The following is a 17,058-nucleotide window of genomic DNA, read 5'->3' on the forward strand; positions in this document are numbered from 1 at the left end:
GGTGCCCGGGGCCATCGCGGCCAGAGGCCGCTCCTACCAGGCGGCCGGTCTTGCCTACTCGAGCCGGTCCAGCATGGGCTCGAGTTCGCTCCAGACGTTTTCCAGGATGCGGGGTTGTGCCTCCGCGCCGGGATGAATGCCATCATCAAGCATCATCCCGGGCTCCAGCGCGACGCCCTCGAGCAGAAAGGGGATGAAGGCAAGGTCTCGCTCGGCCGCGAGATCGGAGAAGACCGAGCGGAACCGGTCGGTGTACATGGGCCCGTAATTTGGAGGGATCTCGATCCCCACCAGCAGCACCTCGGCGCCCGCGGCTTCCGCGGCGTCGAGCATCGCCTCGAGGTTTCCGCGCATCGCCCGAAGCGAAAGGCCGCGCAGGCCATCGTTGCCGCCGAGCTGCAGAATCAGGACATCCGGGTGTGTCTCGTCCAGCAGCCCCGGCAAGCGGCTGCGCCCGCCCGCAGTGGTCTCGCCGCCGACGGAGGCGTTGCGGACATCCCAGCGCGGCTCGCGCTCCGAGAGTCGCATCTCGAGCAGGGAGACCCAGCCCGCGTCACCATCGATCCCGTGCGCGGCACTGAGTGAATCGCCGAGCACGAGGATTCGATGCACATCGTGGGAATTACCGGCGCCGGAAACACTCCATAGCAACGCGAGAACCATTGTGATCAGGAAACGAAACATGGATGCATCCTCAAACTCCGTACTGGAGGCCACTGGCCTCGAAAAGCGGATCCACGGACCGAGCGGCTCCCTGGAGATCCTGCGTGGCCTGTCCCTCGCGGTCCAGCCCGGTGAAAGCCTGGCGATCCTTGGCGCCTCCGGCTCCGGCAAGTCGACCCTGCTGGGTCTCCTCGCTGGTCTGGACGCCCCGAGCGCAGGAGAAGTTCGGCTGCTCGGGGAAGATATCGGACAGCTGGACGAAGATGGGCGCGCCGCGCTGCGCGCCGGACGGGTGGGTTTCGTGTTCCAGTCCTTCCAGTTGCTGCCCGCGCTCACCGCGCTCGAGAACGTACTGCTGCCGCTGGAACTCAACCCGGGCAACGACCGGGTCTCCGCGCGCGATCTCACTGTGCGCGCCCAAACCGCGCTGGAACAGGTGGGCCTCGAGGCACGGGCCCACCACTACCCGCACCAGCTCTCCGGCGGAGAGCAGCAGCGCGTCGCGATCGCACGGGCGATCGTCGACCGGCCTGCGGTGCTGTTCGCCGACGAGCCCACCGGAAACCTCGACGCCGAGACCGGCGCGCGGATCATCGACCTGCTGTTCGGGCTGGCCGGACCCGGCAGCGACGGCAGCACGGGGGGACCCCGGGCCGCGCTCGTGCTGGTCACGCATGATCCGGCGCTGGCACGGCGCTGCGACCGCGTGGCCCACATCCGCGACGGGGTGCTGGAGTGACGCGGGCGCGCAGGCGCGGGGCCGCCTTCCTGCGCGGCACCCTGCGCGAGTGGCGCAGTCCGGAGCTGCGCGTGCTGGCGGCCGCGCTGGTGATTGCCGTCGCGGCGGTCGCGGCCGTCGGTTTCTTCACCGATCGCGTGGACCGCGGCATGACCCAGCAGGCGGCGACCCTGCTGGGAGGCGACCTTGCCGTGGTCTCGGATTCCGCGATCCCCGATCACTGGCTGCAAGAGGCACGCGACCGGGGCCTGAGCGCGACCCGCAGCGCCACGCTGCCCAGCGTGCTGTTCACGCCCGACGACGAGTCGCAACTGGTCTCCGTGCGGGCGGTGGATCAGGACTGGCCCCTCAGGGGCGAGGTGCAGCTGCAGGCTGAGCCGGAGCCGGTGGGCCTTGGCCGCGGGCCGAGGCCTGGCGAGGCCTGGGGTGACGGCGCGCTGCTGCTGTCTCTGGGGCTGGAGACCGGGAGCCAGGTTGAGCTGGGTTACCTGACGCTGGATCTGGCCGAAGAGATTGTGCTGGAGCCGGATCGCGGCAGTCGCCTCTTCGACATCGCTCCGCGGCTGCTGATCCACTTCGACGACCTGGAACGGACCGCACTGATCGGGCCGGGAAGCCGGGTCCGCTATCAGTTTCTCGCCGCCGGGCCACCGGCCGGGGTGGAGTCCCTGCGCAGCTGGCTGAAGACCGAGATGAGCGCGGGCCAGCGCCTGCTCGATCTGGAGGATGCGAATCCCGAGCTGCGTGAGGCGGTAAGCCGCGCGCGCAGCTTCCTTGGACTGGCCTCCCTGATGGCGGTACTGCTGGCCGGCGCGGCGATTGCGGTAGCCGCGCACCACTACGCGAACCAGCGCGCGGATGCAGCGGCCGTGATGCGAGCCCTCGGCGCGAGCCGGCACCGGGTGTTGCGACTCTATTTCCTGCGCGTACTGGCGATTGCCGCCGCCGCCAGCGTTGCGGGCCTGGCACTGGGCTTTGCTGCGCAATTCGTGCTGAGCGGGCTTCTCGCGGACTGGATGGCAACCGAGCTGCCCCCGCCCGGCTGGCGCCCGCTGGTCGCCGGGATGGGCGTCGGGCTGGTCACCGCCGCCGGCTTCGCGCTCCCGGCCCTGCTGCGCATCGGCCAGGTACCGCCCCTGCGCGTGCTGCAGCGCGACCTGGGGCTGCCGCCGGTATCGACATGGCTGTCCGCGTCGCTTGCGCTGATCACCTTCGGCGCGCTGCTCTACTGGCAGTCGGCCGATCCCGCGCTCGCCGCGTGGGTGCTGGTGGGCACCGGCATCGCACTGCTGGTGCTGGGGGCGCTGGGACTGCTGCTGATCATCCTGCTGCGTCCGCTGCGCAACCGGGGGGGCATGGCGATGCGCTTCGGCCTCGCGAATCTTTCCCGGCGCGGCGGCCTGAGCGCGATCCAGATGGTGGCCTTCAGCATCGGCATCCTCGCGCTGCTGTTGCTCGCGATCGTGCGTGTGGACCTGCTTTCCGCATGGGAGCAGAACATCCCGCCGGATGCCCCGAACCTGTTCTTCATCAATATCCAGCCAGGACAGGAGTCGGCATTCGCCGATCGCATCGAGGACGCGGGGCTGGAACGCCCGACCATGGAGCCGATGATCCGCGGGAGGCTGGTGGAGATCAACGGCGAGCGGGTCTCGGCCGCGGATTTCGAGGACGAGCGTGCCCGGCGCCTACTGGAACGGGAGTTCAACCTGTCGTACGCCGAGCAACCGCCGGCACACAACCGCATCGTCGCCGGCCGCTGGTTCGACCCGTCGCCACCGGCCGGCGAGTGGTCGCTGGAGAGTGGCCTGATGGAGCGCTTCGGACTGAGCCTGGACGACGAACTGACCTTCCGCATTGCGGGCACCCGGCTCAGTGGCCGCATCACCAGCATCCGCGAGGTCGACTGGGACAGCTTCAAGGTGAATTTCTTCGTGATCGGCCCGCCTGCGCTCCTGGAGGACCAGCCACAGACCTACATCACCAGCATCCGCCTGCCCGATTCGATGGAGGCCGAGAAGAACCGCTGGCTGCGCGAGTTCCCCGCAGTGACCGCGATCGACGTCGGCGCCCTGCTCGCCCAGGTCCGCTCCGTGATCGAACAGGCCACCCGCGCCGTCGAGTACGTCTTCCTGTTCACGCTGTTCGCCGGGCTCACGGTGCTGTATGCGGCCGTGCAGGCCACACGGGAGGTGCGCAGGCGCGAGACCGCACTCCTGCGGACCCTTGGCGCCCGGCGCCAGCAGATCCGCAACGGGCTGCTCGCCGAGTTCGGCACCCTCGGGCTGCTCTCGGGACTTCTTGCAGCGGTGATAGCGAGCGCGGTCGGCGGACTGCTCGCGTGGCAGGTATTCGGGTTCGAATACTCGGTCAACCCGATGACCTTCCTCTTCGGGATTGCCGGCGGCACCCTGGGCATCGGTCTGGCCGGCTGGCTGGGCACCCGGCGCGTACTCGACCTCGCCCCGCTGCGGGTGCTGCGCGGCCCCGAGTGACGGACCGCGCCGGGCGAGGTGTTTTCCCGGGCGGCCGGATATACTGATCCCATGCGTCACTCACTGCTGACCGATCAGAAGCTGCAGGGGATGGAACGCTCGGCCCTGGTCCGGCACTTCGCCGGCACGGACGCCCCCGACCTTCAGCTGACTGCGGCCATTACCCACGCACTGGATTCGGTCGACGAGTCCGGGCTGCAGACCCATCCGCTCGACGTCGCCGAAATCCTGCGCGGACTGAACGTCGACCGCCAGACCCTGATCGCCACGCTGCTGATCCCGGCGGTCTTTGCCCGTCGCCTTACCCACGAACAGATGACCCAGCAGTTCGGCGAGGTCGTCACGCGCCTGACCGAGAACGTCAGCGAGCTCGTCCGGCGGCGTTTCGAGGCCCCGACCGGGCGCCCGGAGCAGGCGGAGCGGCTGCGGCGCATGCTGCTGGCGATGGTGGACGACGTCCGCGCCGTGCTGATCAAGCTGGCGTTCCGACTGCAGAACCTGCGCCTTGCGGCAAAACGGAACGAGCCCGATGCGGCCCTGCTGGCCCAGGAGACGCTCGACGTGCTTGCACCGCTCGCGAACCGTCTCGGGATCGGCTCCCTGAAGTGGGAAATGGAGGACCTCTCGCTGCGCATCCTCGAGCCGGAGGCCTACCGGGAGATCGCCAACGGTCTCGACGCCAACCGGCGTGCCCGCGAGGCCTATGTCGACACCTTCACGCGCGATCTGCAGAAGGCCCTGGAGGCCGGGGGAGTGAAGGCGCGGGTCTATGGACGCCCCAAGCACATCTACAGCATCTGGCGCAAGATGCAGAAGAAACAGGTCGTACTGGAGGAGCTGACGGATCTCCGCGCGACCCGGGTAATCGTTGACGACCTCTCGGCCTGCTATACCGTGCTTGGCATCGTCCACAACCACTGGCCGCACCTGCCGCGCGAATTCGACGACTACATCGCCAACCCCAAGGACAACGGGTATCAGTCGCTGCACACCGCGGTGATCGGTCCGGAGGGCAAGGTGGTCGAGGTCCAGATCCGGACCCGGACGATGCATGAGTTCGCGGAACTCGGGGTGGCCGCGCACTGGCGCTACAAGGAGGGCGGGCGCGAGGACCAGGCGCTGAACCGCGCGATTGCCTCCCTGCGGCAGCTTCTGGAGTCCGGCGAGGACGATCAGAACCTGCTCGAGGAGTTCCAGAGCGAGGTACTGCACCAGCGGGTCTTCGTGCTTACGCCCCGCGGCGAGGTGCTGGACCTGCCCGCGGGCGCGACGCCGCTGGACTTCGCCTATGGCGTGCACACGGAGGTCGGTCACCGATGCCGTGGCGCGAAGGTGGACGGCCGGATCGTGCCTCTGACCTACCGTCTGCGATCCGGGCAGCGGGTGGAGATCCTGACCACCCGCGAAGGCGGTCCGAGCCGCGACTGGCTGAACCCGAGCCTGGGCTACCTGCAGACCACCCGCGGGCGCAACAAGGTGCGCAGCTGGTTCCGGCAGCAGAACCAGGAAGAACACCTCGCGAACGGGCGCGGCCTGCTGGACCGGGAGTGCCAGAGGCTCGGCGTGAGCCAGTTGGACCAGGAGGATCTGGCCACCCGGCTGGGTTACCGCCGCCCCGCTGACATGCTGATTGCGCTGGGCGCGGGAGATCTCACCACGGCGCAGGTCGCCCAGAAGCTGCAGGTCGATGCGGCGATACCGATCCCGGCGCTGCGGCCGCGGCGCCGCCCCGTGCGCGACGGGAAGCCCGCCGGAGGCGGCGACATTCACATCCGCGGCGTCGGCGGGCTGCTGACCAGCCTTGCCAACTGCTGCAACCCCGTGCCGGGCGACCCGATCATCGGCTTCATCACCCGCGGGAAGGGCGTCTCGGTACATCGCCGGGACTGCGTGAACATTCTGCGGTTGCCGGAGGAGAAGCGTCCCCGGCTGATCCCGGTGAGCTGGGGCGAGGAGGCCCCGACCCAGGCAGTGGACATGATCGTGGAGGCCCAGGACCGGCCCGGCCTGCTACGGGACATCAGCAATGTCTTCGCGAATGCGAACGTGAACCTGCTGGCGGTTCAGACCCGAACCCACCCGGTGGACCGTTCCGTGCACATGGAACTGACCGCGGAGGTGGAGGGCCTGAGCCAGCTCAGCGGGCTGTTCGACCGCATCCAGGCCCTGCCCAACGTGTACAGCGTCCGGCGCCGCTCGACCGTGGACCGGGCCCGGCGATGAATCCGTCGCCTTCCGAAGGCCGCGGCGCGATGCGGGCCCGGACCGGTCCGCGCCGTTCAGAAACGCGCGACCCTGCCGCCTCTTCAGGACATGGAGGCCGCCTCTTTTCACCTCTCGGCCGGCCCACGCGCCAGGGGCGGGCGAACTCACGGAGTGATCGGATGGAAACCTGTCATCCGATCCGGCTTGTGGCATCTTCCCGCACGCCAAATGTCTGCTGAACGGTCATGCGAATCCTAAAGCTCAAGAACCTGAAGGAATGCACGCTGTGCCTGGTGACCCTCGCGGTCGTGGCCGGCGCCCCGATCCTGGTATCGATCTTCGTGCTGGTGTGGGACTGAGACCACGGCCGTTGCGCTCGGGGCAGGCCCGAGGGGCGGCCGTGATCAGGGACTACGCACACTCCGGGCGGGGTGTGTATCAGCTCGCCGGCAGGATCGCTGCGCGCAGCATCTTCCGCCGCATGTAGGCAATCTGAGTCTGAAGGTCCAGGTTCTTCGGACAGACATCCTGACAACCCAGCAGGGTCATGCAGCCGAAGACACCGTTATCATCCCCGATCAGATCATAGTAGTCCGCATCGGAACGCCGGTCGCGGGGATCCAGCCGCAGCCGGGCGATCTTGTTCAGTCCGACCGCGCCGACAAAGCCCTCCCGCATGCGTGCAGTGCCGCAGGCCGCGAGACAGCAGCCGCACTCGATGCAGCGTTCCAGCTCGTAGATCTGCTCGGCGAGCTCCGGTTCCATCCGCTCTTCGAGCCGTGCGATGTCCACCTCACCGGAGGCATGGATCCACGCCTCAAGCCGCTCGCTCATGCCCCGCATCCACTTGCCGGTATTCACCGACAGATCGCCGATCAATTCGAAGAAGGGCAGCGGAGCCAGGGTGATCCGCTCGCCGAGGCTGCTGGTCAGCGTGCGGCAGGCCAGGCCCGGACGGCCATTGATCAGCATTGCGCAGCTGCCGCAGATACCGGCCCGGCATACGAAATCGAACTGCAGCGATGGCTCCTGGTGGTCGCGAATGTCGTTCAGCGCGACGAACAGGGTCATGCTCGGGGCCTCTTCAACCTCGAAGGTCTGCAGGTGCGGCCGGCTCTGCGGATCCTGCGGGTTGTACCGGAGCACACTGATCCTGAGACGGCGGCCCGCGGCGCCCTCGCCCCGGGCCACCGCTTCCCCGTTCCCGGTCATGGCAGCTTCTCCAGCAGACGTTCGTTACGACCCCGGTACTTCTCCGGCAACAGGGAGGCATATTCCATCAATGCCTCCTGGCGCCGGAAGCGATCCGCAGCGCCCAGCCCGTCAACGATCTGCTCGACCTCGGCCAGCCGGGTCTCGGTGTCCGGATGATCCACGTGGTTGCGCGTGCCGTAGCCGCGGAACCCGGGGGGCAGTTCCATCGCGTTCACGTCGATGTCCTCGTAGCCGATGGATGGCAGATCGTCGGCCTCGTCCGCCCAGGTGGCGAGCGTGCGCTTCAGCCAGTCGCGGTCGTTGCGCTGCGGGAAGTCCTCGCGGAAATGGGCACCGCGGCTCTCGGTCCGCAACAGCGCCCCCTGCGCGACGCACAGCGCGATCTTGAGCATCTTCTGCACGCGGTAGGCGGTCACCAGTTCCGGGTTGGCACCTCGCGTCCCGGTCCGGACCGCGATGTTCCGGCTGCGCACCAGGAGTTCGCGCAGCTCGCTGACCGCACTCTCCAGCTCCTCTCCGGTACGGAAGATGCCGACCTTGTCCATCATCACGGCCTCCATCCGGTCGCGCAGCTCGGTGGCGCTCTCTCCTTCGCCGCGGCCGAGCAGTTCGTCCAGCCGCCGTTGCTCGCGCTCGATGAAGTGGCGCACCAGATCCGACCCCACGCTCACTGCTCCCGCCTCCGACTCGCAGAAGTCCGCGATGTACTCGGCGACGAGCATCCCCGCCACGACGGTCTCGGCCACGGAATTGCCGCCGAGGCGATTGAAGCCGTGCAGGTCCCAGCAGGCGGCCTCGCCGCAGGAGAACAGGCCCTTCAGGGTCGGGCTCTGGCCGGTGTGATCGGTCCGGATGCCCCCCATCGAGTAGTGCTGGGTCGGCCGCACCGGAATCCACTCGGTCACCGGGTCGATGCCGAGGAAGTACTCGCAGATGTCCTTCACCTCGCGCAGGTTCTTCTCGATGTGCGCGCGGCCCAGCCCGGTGATGTCCAGCCACAGGTGCTCGCCGTAACGGGAGGGCACGCCCTTTCCCTTGCGCATGTGCTCGGTCATCCGCCGGGACACCACGTCGCGCGAAGCGAGTTCCTTCTTCTCGGGCTCGTAGTCGGGCATGAAGCGGTGGCCATCGACGTCGCGCAGCACACCGCCGTCGCCCCGGCAGCCCTCGGTGGTCAGGATGCCCGCGGTAATGATCGCGGTCGGGTGAAACTGCACGGCCTCCATGTTCCCAAGCGGCGCGACGCCGGTCTCCAGCGCCAGTGCGATCCCGGTTCCCTCGCAGATGATCGCATTGGTGGAGACCTTGTAGATGCGGCCATAGCCACCGGTCGCGATCGTCGTGGCCCGGGCCAGGTAGGCCGTGAGCTCACCCGTGATCAGGTCCCGCACCACCGCCCCGTGACAGCGCCCGCCATCGTGGATCAGGGACAGGGCCTCCTGCCGCTCCAGCACCGGTATCCCGTGGGCGATGGTCTGGTCGCCGAGGGCATAGAGCATGGTGTGCCCGGTCCCGTCCGAGGTGTAGCAGGTGCGCCACTTCTTGGTGCCGCCGAAGTCCCGCGCGGTAATCAGCCCGTGGGCATCGTCGTTCTCGGTGATGGTGATCTTCTGCGCATTCACCACGGACTCGCGGTCGCCCCGCGCCACGCGGCTCCAGGGCACGCCCCACGCCGCGAGCTCACGAACCGCCTTCGGCGCGGTATTCACGAACATGCGCACGACGCGCTGGTCCGCGCCCCAGTCGCTGCCACGCACCGTGTCCTCGAAGTGCACGTCCTCGTTGTCACCCGCCCCCATCGCGCTGTTGCCGAGGCTGGCCTGCATACCGCCCTGGGCCGCGGCCGAGTGCGACCGCTTCGCGGGAACGAGACTCAGGATCAGCGCATCGAGCCCGCGCCGCTTCACGCCAACGGCGACGCGCAATCCCGCGAGACCGCCGCCGATCACGAGCACGTCCGTGTAGACGACCTTCATGGCCTCACCCCCATGTCTCCGGCCGGTGGTGTCGATTCCTGCTGCCAGGTGGGTACGTAACGCTCCCCGACCTGGTCCCGATGTTCGATTCCGATCTTCATGTAGGCCCCGAGCGAGGTGAATCCCAGCAGCAGGAAGAACACGATCAAGCCGCGCATCAGCCACTTCAGCCGTCGCCGTCCAACCGCCGGGTCGCGTGCCGGGAGCCAGCCCCATTTTACCGCGACCCGGTAGGACCCCACCGCCGCGTGGACCACCGCGGTCACCAGCAGCAGCACGTATAACGGCCACATCCACTCGCTGACCACGCGGTCGGAAGAGGCGTACGGCCCGATATTCGCAGGCTGCGAAATCATCGTGTACAGGTGCACCGACACAAGGAAGAACAGCGCGAACCCCGTGTAGACCTGCACCCACCACAGGCTGGTGTCCTCGTGGTGCATCAGCTTGTGATGGTCCCGGTAGACCCGGTACTGGCGGTAGCTGACCGGGATCCTGCGCACCGCGAGGACCGCATGCAGCACGACGACCGCCAGAATGAACAGGGAGAACAGCGTGATGATGATCGGATAGGGCGTTCCGAAGATGTAATAGCCCTCGAAGAACATCGTCACCCGGTACATTGCGTCCTTGCCCAGCAGGATCGACGCCTCGGCGAAGAGATGCACCCAGAGAAACAGCGCCAGGAACAGCCCGGACGCACTTTCCAGGAAATCCAGCCGGGCCGGCCAGAACCTGCCACTGCGGCGCTTCGTCAACGCCGCACCAACCGCAAGATCACTCGGAATGCCCATCAACCCACCTTTCTTCTGGGGAGGAGTCAAGGATGACGGGCCGGCAACGGACAGCCCGACCGCCCCATACTAGAAGCAGGCCCTCCGGGTGGGTATTGATCCATGTCACGAGGGGTGGACCGGCGGCTGTTCGCATTGGTCCGGCAGGGCCCGGGGCGCGCAGGCGGGCGCCCCGGGCCTCGAGAGGTCACACCGTGAAGCGCCCCTCGCGCAGCATCTGGGCGTTCATGATCTCGAGTTCGCGCGCCCCGGACACGACGACCTCCGGATCCGGTACAAAGTCGAGTTGCGGGTCCAGGCGCTGATAGGGGACCGAGTTCAGGATCACCTTGATCGCGTTCAGCCGGGCCCTGGCCTTGTCGTTGGAACGAATGATGGTCCACGGCGCCCACGAGGTGTGGGTCTGGCGCAGCATCTCGTATTTCTGGTGCGTGAAATCGTCCCAGCGGTCCTGCGCCTGCACATCGATCTCCGACAGCTTCCACTGGCGCAGCGGATCGGTCTTGCGGCGTTCGAAACGCCGGGCCTGCTCATCCTTGGTTACGCTGAAGTAGAGCTTGATCAGGATCGTGCCCTGGCGCACGAGGTCCTTCTCGAAGCCGACCACGCCGTGCATGAAGTTCTCGTACTCCTCGTCGGTACAGAACCCGAAGACCGGCTCGACCATCGAGCGGTTGTACCAGCTGCGGTCGAACAGCACCTGTTCCCCCCCGTGCGGAAACTGCTCCACGTAGCGCTGAAAGAACCACTGCGACCGCTGGTGCTCGGTGGGTTTGCCAAGCGCGACGACCCGGTAGTGCTTCTCGTTCATGTAGCGCGTGATCCGCCGGATGGTGCCCCCCTTGCCGGCGGCATCGCGACCCTCGAACAGGATGATCATCCGCTGCTGGGTCTCTTCCAGCTGCTTCTGCATCCGGATGAGTTCCGCCTGGTACGGCTTGAGCGCCTGCTCGTGCCGCCTGCGCGCGACCGCGCTGCGCGTCTCGCGCTTCAGGTCGGCCAGGGATTTCCGAAGCTCGGCGCGTTCCTGCAGCAGCTCATCGACCGATTCCGGTGGCGTGTCCTGGTCCGCCCCACCCCGGTCGATCGGCTTGTCCATCATGTCTGCCCCCTTGGATTCGTATGATCCCGGCAGTATACCCGGTCCGTAACCATGAATCGTGGGGGCGCCGCAGGCCATCCGTGGCTCGTCGCCCGGCAGAATTTCCTGCTTGGTGCCGTCCGCAGATCATCACGACCATTCCGGCTACGGGTCGTCGACCGCCAGACCGCCGTAGCGGATCACGCGCTCGAGCTGGCCCGGGTCCAGGACCAGCTCGTGGCGTTCCCGCAGTGCGTCGTGGATGGCCTGCCGGGTCTTGGGAATCGGGTCCATGTCCCGGATGAACTGTCCCACGTCCTCCACCACGGCCCAGGGATACAACACCCAGCGCCACTCCCGCATCATCTCGGCCTTGAAGTCGGCGCGACGGATGGTGGTGGATTTTTCGTGGAGAACGGCACTGTGCAGCTCGGCGGGCGCCTGGTCACCCAGATAGGCAAGGGCCGCCTGCAGTGTATCACCGCTGTCGTTGACATCGTCCACCAGTAGCACCCGCCGACCGTCGATGTCTCCACCGAGCGGGTATTCCACTGTCACCCCCCCGGCAGACTGCGCACCGGCCTCGTAGTGGCCGATCTGGATGCTCAGCAGTCGCGAGATATCCAGAAAGTCGCAGAGAAACCGTGCGGGCATGAAGCCACCCCGCGCAATGGCCACCACCGTGTCCACTTTCACATCCGCACCGCGCAGGGCCCGCGCCACCCGATCGCAGGCCTCTACCACCTCGTCCAGGCCGATGAGCCGCACCGGCATCGTGGACGTGTCAGCCACCGGTCACCACCTCCACCCCGGCCTCGCGCATTCGCTCGAGCGCCTTGCGTCCGCCTTCGGCGCTGACCGGGCGTGTTCCCCGTGCGAACAGCATGACCGCGAAGCCTTCCTGCCTTGCGTCCAGCGCGGTGGCCTCCACGCAGACGTCCTGAGCCAGCCCCGCGATCCAGATGCGCGAGACGCCACGGCGGCGCAGCTCATCGGCGAGCCCGGTCTGGTCGAACGCGGAGTTCTGATCCTGATCGAAGCGTACGCCCTTGGTCACCTTGACCGTATCCGTGGGCAGCCGGAGCCGCGGGTGGAACGCGGCCCCGTCCGTGTCCTGTACACAGTGAGGCGGCCATTCGCCACCCTGCGCCTTGAAGCTGATATGTTCCTGCGGATGCCAGTCCCGCGACGCGAACACGGGAATGCCAGCGGCCTGTGCCCCTTCGATCCAGGGGTTCACGGCCTCCACCACCTCGTCACCACCCTCAATGGGCAACTCGCCACCCGGACAGAAATCGTTCTGCAGGTCGATGAGCATCAGGGCATCGCCGTTCTGGAATTCCGGGGCTGTCATGGCCCTCCTCCTTCGTCAATGTGAAAGTCGCGCACCACCGCCCTCCTCTCCCGCTTGCAGGCCAGCACCGGGGACAGATTTGCCGATCTGTCCCCGGTGCGCCGCTCTGTCCCCCCGTCCCCCGTCTCTCATCCCTCGCCCGCGACGGCCTCGCGGACCGCGCGCTGATGCTCGGCCAGGGCGTCACTCACGCGCACAGGGTACGGGGGTTCAGCTGTCGCGATTGCACGGACCGCCTGTGGCAATCCTGCCACCGAGGCGGCCGCATGCTCGCGCAGGCGGTTGAGGTCGCGCTCGTGGCTGTTCAGGCGTTGGCCCTGTTCCATGACCTTTGCAAGCTGCGGTTCGCCCGGTCCGTCCTCGTCATGGCGTCCGATCACGTCGCCCGTGAAGATGCCGTCGCGCTGTTCGCGAAACACCTGCTTGCGCCCGGGCAGGATGGGCTTGCCGGATGAGAGCTTCAACCGCCCCTGCCCCGCGTACTCCGCGAGCTTGTAGGCGATATCGAGATCGGGAGCGTCACTGGAAACCCCCATGCTCGTGCCCACACCGAAACCATCGATCGGGGCGCCCGCCGAGACCAGGCGCTGAATCTCGTGTTCATCCAGGCCGCCACTGGCGAAGACCTCGACGCCGTCGAGGCCGGCGGAATCCAGGATGCGCCGGGCCTCCCGGGACAGCGCGTCCAGATCGCCGGAGTCCAGGCGCACCGCGCCGACCCGGAACTGCTCACCGAGTTGGTCCCGCAGGTCCGCCACCCGCCGGACCCCCTCCAGCGTGTCGTAGGTATCGACCAGCAGCACGGTGTCGGGATACAGGCGGGTAAAGGCCTCGAAGGCCTCGTACTCCGTGCCATGGGCCTGGATGTAGCTGTGTGCCATGGTGCCGCGCACCGGAACCCCGTAGATCCGCCCCGCCAGCACGTTGGAGGTTCCCGCAACGCCGGCGATATGGAAGGCCCGGGCACCCTTGATCGCGGCGTCCAGGCCGTGGATGCGTCGGGCACCGAAGTCGAGGACCGGACGCCCCGCCGCCGCGCTCACCAGCCGCGCGGCCTTTGTGGCCAGAACGGTCTGCAAGTGGATCTGGTTCATCACCAGGGTCTCGACGAGTTGCGCCTCCGGCAGCGGCGCGACGATCTCGAGGATCGGCTCGTTGGCGAACACCGGTGTGCCCTCCTTCACCGCGTACACGTCACCGGTGAATCGCATGTCCGCGAGCCAGCCCAGGAACCGGTCGGAGAAGAGACCCAGTGATCCCAGATAATCGAGATCCCTCTGCTCGAAGCGAAGATCCTCCAACTGGCCGAGCAGCGAATCGAGACCGCAGGCCAGCAGGTAGTTGCGCCCCGGCGGCACCCTGCGCACGAAGAGGCTGAACACGGCTGATTCGTGCATGTCCTCCTCCACGTAGGCCTGGAGCATCGTGAGTTCGTAGAGGTCGGTGAACAGGGCCAGCTCCTGATCACAGGCCGTGACCGGTGCCTCTCGATCTGCGCGGTTCATGCGTTCATACCTCCGTGGCAACCATGAATGGCCGGTCATTCGACCGACGACGGTCCGCCTCCGGGCGCCCTGCGGTGCGCACCCGCCCTTCCGGGCGGCGACAGCGAACGCGGAATCACGATCCGAGGCTGCAGGGAATCCCGACACCGGCGGCTGCAGAGCGCGTGGCAGTGACGATCGACAAGATCAAGCCCTCGATTGCGGCCCTCGCGCAGACGGCGGCATCGCCGTATCGGATGCTCGCGGCATCCCTGAATCATAGGCAACCGGGCTCGCGGCTTGTTCCTCGATGTCCCCACCGGGAAAGATGCCTGCAATGTTCAGTCCGCGCCCCCGGAGGTCGGACGGATATCGAATTTGAGGAATTCCTCAACCCTCTTGAAGCGGTCCAGCAGTTGCTTCTGACGGTCGGCGCCGAGAAACACCACCGCGATCTCGTAACTGTAGCTGTCCTGGAACGACAGATCGCCCAGGCGCGTGCCCTCCTTGACCAGCAGATCCACGCGCGCCTCCGGATAGGCCTCGGCGATCCGGTCGAGGTCCTCCTGGCTGGGGACCGCCTCGACGACACCATCGCCGATCTTGTCCTTGAAGAGGCGCATCATGAACTTCCCGGCCAGCTTGTGGCGTCCCTGGCGGTAGGGGATTTGCGGCTGCCGGCCCAGCGCGAGATCCAGAGCCACCTTCTGATTGGTCGCACCATCGACCATCAGGAACAGCGGCGAATGGGATTTCGAGATCCGCGAGTTGACCTCCAGCAGCCAGATGCGATCGTTCCTGTGGTCCCAGAAGAACTCGATGTTGAAGGGCGCGCCCTCATAGTCGATGGCCCGGATCAGCCTGCGCGCCGCCTCGATCATGCGCGCCTGGACCCGACGCGGCAGCTTCGAGGGGTACTGGTACCGCGAGAAGCTCGAGCGATGCCTGCCGGACCGGATCGAATCCACCACCCCGAATACCTGCACCGCGCCCTTCCAGGCATAGCCCTCCAGGGTCGCCTGCACCCCCGAGGAGATGATCTCCTCGGCGATGCAGTGGTAGCCATCGACCTCGGCAATCTCCGGGGGCAGGTCGACATGGGCCAGGAACTCGTTGAACGGTCGCGCCACCACGCCGATCTTCTCCCGGATCTCGGGAATCACCTTCTCCAGGGCCTGTGCCGAGTCGATAAAGAAGCCCAGAAACGAGGAGTGCGCCTTCACTGGCTTGATCCAGAACGGATAGCGGATCCTGACCTGTCCCGCAGGGTCGTCGGCGAAGGGGTCGATCGCCTGGAAGTCCGGAATCATTTCGCCGAGCGCCTTTTTCTGCTCTGTTCGGGACCAGTACTTGTGCTCGCACCGCGTGACCGCCTCCAGGGACGGGCCGGGCAGGCCCGCGTCCCGGGCGAACAGCGGAACGCACACGGTGGTGGGAAAATCCCAGAAGCCCATCACCGCATCCACACCCCCGGGCGCGGCGGCAAAGATCTCGCGCGCGCGCTCCCGCAATTCATCGATCGACGGGTACGTGCCGCTCTCCGGGCGAACCACCTCGGAGTATTGGAACAGGCGCTGGAAGCGGTACTCACCCCCTTCGTCGATGGTCTCGAGCAGCTTCAGGTTAAAATCGTCGAGTCCCATTACAAAGATGTTCTTCATCCACCACACTCCTTTGTTTTGACCCGCACCGCTTGAACTCTTTTATTGAGACAACCGGGGCGATTCCATGCTCCCGGCAGAACACGGCGGACGTGGCAGCCAGTTGATCGGGCTCGCGCTGGACGAGGTTGCGCGCGATGCTGTCCCGTCGTGCCGCACCTCCCATTGAGTATATAGACGGGGCCCTCCCTCCATCACCCCGCCCCGGCCAATGTCCCTGGCCGGTGATGCCTGCGCGCTCCTGCCGTTGCCTGCAGCCGCGCTCCTGTGCGCGGTCCCGGGCCCGCTTCGGATCGCGTCTCTGTTGCGGCGTTCGCTGCCCGGGATCACCATCGAAACGGGGTGGAGGCTGCCCTGGTCAGGCCCCGTTGTCTGCTGTGCGGCGGTGCCCGCGCGCCAGGCCTCGAACCGGTCCAGGACGCGATGATAGGTCTGGGCATACCACTGCGCGTCCTTCTTGATTGCGGACTCCGCGTTGTAGGGATGCGTTGGTAGCTGGATCCCCATATCGATGCCCGCCTGCGGGTGACGGCCCACCAGGCGTAACGCGGATCGCCGCGCCGGGCCATAGGCCATGCGTTCCGCCAGTCTGGCCAGGGGTTCGGTGCCGGTGGCGTAACGGATGAATTCCCGGGCGCGGTCCGGCCGGGCGGCGCCGCGCGGAATGACCCAGGTCTGCCGTTCCTGGAGCTGGCCATCCCAGAGGATCTCGATCGGGCTTCCGTGGTCCAGGCGCGCGTTGAAGAAGCGTCCGTTGAAACCCGAGGCCATCACCACTTCGCCGGTCTCCAGCATCCTTACCGGCTCGTCGCCGTCCCGCCACCAGCGGATCGACCCGGAAAGGGTATCGAGCTGGTCCAGCGCCAGATCCAGACCTCGCTGTGTGCTTAGTACGCTGTAGAGCTCTGCACGGGGAACGCCGAGTGAACGCAGGGCCCATTCAAGGTTCCCGGCCGGGGTGGCCTGGAGCGCGCGCGGTCCCGGAAATTCGTCGAGATCAAAGAGGTGCTGCAGCCTACGGGGGCGCACGCTGCCGAAGGCTTGACGGTTGTAGGCGATCACCGTGGCGAAGATGGTGTGGGTGATCGCGCATCGCTCGCGCGACCCGGGCAGGAAGTCGTCCCGCGCCGGGATGCCGCCAGCGGACGGAGGCAGCTCCAGCCCCTCCAGCGATTGCAGCAGACCGGCCTCGCAGGCGGCCATCGCCTCGCTCATGGACATGTCCACCAGGTCCGGCGGATCCTCGGCGTGCAGGATACTCAGCCCCCCGGAGTACGGCACGCTTGTGATGGTCCCGTTTCCGTCACGCTCGAACGGGGCGAACAGAATCTCGCGCTGAGCGGCCTCGTAGCTACCGCCCCAGGTACCGATGATCAGCGCGCCTTCTTCGG

13 protein-coding genes are annotated in these 17,058 nt (G+C 67.0%); 3 read left to right on the forward strand and 10 right to left on the reverse strand.

The genetic code is table 11. The features are described from left to right. Positions 1-54: 54 nt before the first annotated feature. Positions 55-684: an arylesterase gene (locus ACESMN_RS11275; protein WP_373053699.1), complete on the reverse strand. Its 630-nt coding sequence runs from the start codon at positions 682-684 to the stop codon at positions 55-57. On the opposite strand from ACESMN_RS11275, the gene ACESMN_RS11280 reads away from it, so the two are divergent. Genes ACESMN_RS11280 through ACESMN_RS11290 form a run of 3 tightly spaced genes read left to right on the forward strand, consistent with a single transcriptional unit; the run spans position 683 to position 6,120 of the window. Continuing rightward, a complete protein-coding gene (locus ACESMN_RS11280; protein ID WP_373053700.1) occupies positions 683-1,402 on the forward strand; it encodes an ABC transporter ATP-binding protein in 720 nt (239 codons plus the stop codon). The two genes, ACESMN_RS11275 and ACESMN_RS11280, sit on opposite strands and share 2 nt — an antisense overlap. After that, on the forward strand, positions 1,399-3,897 hold the full coding sequence (locus ACESMN_RS11285; RefSeq protein ID WP_373053701.1) for an ABC transporter permease: 2,499 nt from the start codon (positions 1,399-1,401) through the stop codon (positions 3,895-3,897). Before ACESMN_RS11280 ends, ACESMN_RS11285 begins: the two co-directional genes overlap by 4 nt. Positions 3,898-3,948: 51 nt before the next feature. Continuing rightward, a complete protein-coding gene (locus ACESMN_RS11290) occupies positions 3,949-6,120 on the forward strand; it encodes a RelA/SpoT family protein (RefSeq protein ID WP_373053702.1) in 2,172 nt (723 codons plus the stop codon). Between the two features lie 420 nt (positions 6,121-6,540). Here the strand turns inward: ACESMN_RS11290 and ACESMN_RS11295 are convergent, their stop codons facing one another. The 9 genes from ACESMN_RS11295 to ACESMN_RS11335 form a co-directional block, all read right to left on the reverse strand. After that, a complete protein-coding gene (locus tag ACESMN_RS11295) occupies positions 6,541-7,314 on the reverse strand; it encodes a fumarate reductase iron-sulfur subunit (RefSeq protein ID WP_373053703.1) in 774 nt (257 codons plus the stop codon). Further along, entirely contained in the window at positions 7,311-9,293 is a 1,983-nt protein-coding gene (locus tag ACESMN_RS11300) for a fumarate reductase flavoprotein subunit (protein ID WP_373053704.1), read from the reverse strand. Before ACESMN_RS11300 ends, ACESMN_RS11295 begins: the two co-directional genes overlap by 4 nt. After that, a complete protein-coding gene (locus ACESMN_RS11305) occupies positions 9,290-10,087 on the reverse strand; it encodes a fumarate reductase cytochrome b subunit (protein ID WP_373053705.1) in 798 nt (265 codons plus the stop codon). Before ACESMN_RS11305 ends, ACESMN_RS11300 begins: the two co-directional genes overlap by 4 nt. A gap of 187 nt (positions 10,088-10,274) precedes the next feature. After that, positions 10,275-11,189, reverse strand: coding sequence for a polyphosphate kinase 2 (gene ppk2, locus ACESMN_RS11310; protein WP_373053706.1), 915 nt, complete (start codon positions 11,187-11,189; stop codon positions 10,275-10,277). Positions 11,190-11,333: 144 nt separating this feature from the next. Continuing rightward, positions 11,334-11,960: a phosphoribosyltransferase gene (locus ACESMN_RS11315; protein WP_373053707.1), complete on the reverse strand. Its 627-nt coding sequence runs from the start codon at positions 11,958-11,960 to the stop codon at positions 11,334-11,336. Next, on the reverse strand, positions 11,953-12,522 hold the full coding sequence (locus ACESMN_RS11320) for an isochorismatase family protein (protein ID WP_373053708.1): 570 nt from the start codon (positions 12,520-12,522) through the stop codon (positions 11,953-11,955). Before ACESMN_RS11320 ends, ACESMN_RS11315 begins: the two co-directional genes overlap by 8 nt. 128 nt (positions 12,523-12,650) lie before the next feature. Beyond that, positions 12,651-14,027, reverse strand: a complete 1,377-nt coding sequence (locus ACESMN_RS11325; RefSeq protein ID WP_373053709.1) for a nicotinate phosphoribosyltransferase — start codon at positions 14,025-14,027, stop codon at positions 12,651-12,653. Between the two features lie 320 nt (positions 14,028-14,347). Continuing rightward, complete coding sequence (locus tag ACESMN_RS11330) at positions 14,348-15,667, reverse strand: acetyl-CoA carboxylase biotin carboxylase subunit family protein (protein ID WP_373053710.1); 1,320 nt, start codon at positions 15,665-15,667, stop codon at positions 14,348-14,350. Positions 15,668-15,709: 42 nt separating this feature from the next. Beyond that, positions 15,710-17,058, reverse strand: a 1,349-nt coding sequence (locus tag ACESMN_RS11335) for an extracellular solute-binding protein (RefSeq protein WP_373053711.1), incomplete at its 5' end; no start/stop codon positions are given.

Origin of the sequence: Thioalkalivibrio sp. (assembly GCF_041690275.1) — a bacterium.
Lineage (GTDB): Bacteria > Pseudomonadota > Gammaproteobacteria > Ectothiorhodospirales > Ectothiorhodospiraceae > Thioalkalivibrio.

What these genes read in the sequence shown, in the direction of transcription:
- ACESMN_RS11305 (WP_373053705.1), bottom strand. Translation starts at nt 10,087, where the DNA reads ATGGGCATTCCGAGTGATCTTGCGGTTGGTGCGGCGTTGACGAAGCGC.
- ACESMN_RS11320 (WP_373053708.1), bottom strand. Translation starts at nt 12,522, where the DNA reads ATGACAGCCCCGGAATTCCAGAACGGCGATGCCCTGATGCTCATCGAC.
- ACESMN_RS11295 (WP_373053703.1), bottom strand. Translation starts at nt 7,314, where the DNA reads ATGACCGGGAACGGGGAAGCGGTGGCCCGGGGCGAGGGCGCCGCGGGC.
- ppk2 (WP_373053706.1), bottom strand. Translation starts at nt 11,189, where the DNA reads ATGATGGACAAGCCGATCGACCGGGGTGGGGCGGACCAGGACACGCCA.
- ACESMN_RS11300 (WP_373053704.1), bottom strand. Translation starts at nt 9,293, where the DNA reads ATGAAGGTCGTCTACACGGACGTGCTCGTGATCGGCGGCGGTCTCGCG.
- ACESMN_RS11290 (WP_373053702.1), top strand. Translation starts at nt 3,949, where the DNA reads ATGCGTCACTCACTGCTGACCGATCAGAAGCTGCAGGGGATGGAACGC.
- ACESMN_RS11330 (WP_373053710.1), bottom strand. Translation starts at nt 15,667, where the DNA reads ATGAAGAACATCTTTGTAATGGGACTCGACGATTTTAACCTGAAGCTG.
- ACESMN_RS11275 (WP_373053699.1), bottom strand. Translation starts at nt 684, where the DNA reads ATGTTTCGTTTCCTGATCACAATGGTTCTCGCGTTGCTATGGAGTGTT.
- ACESMN_RS11325 (WP_373053709.1), bottom strand. Translation starts at nt 14,027, where the DNA reads ATGAACCGCGCAGATCGAGAGGCACCGGTCACGGCCTGTGATCAGGAG.
- ACESMN_RS11280 (WP_373053700.1), top strand. Translation starts at nt 683, where the DNA reads ATGGATGCATCCTCAAACTCCGTACTGGAGGCCACTGGCCTCGAAAAG.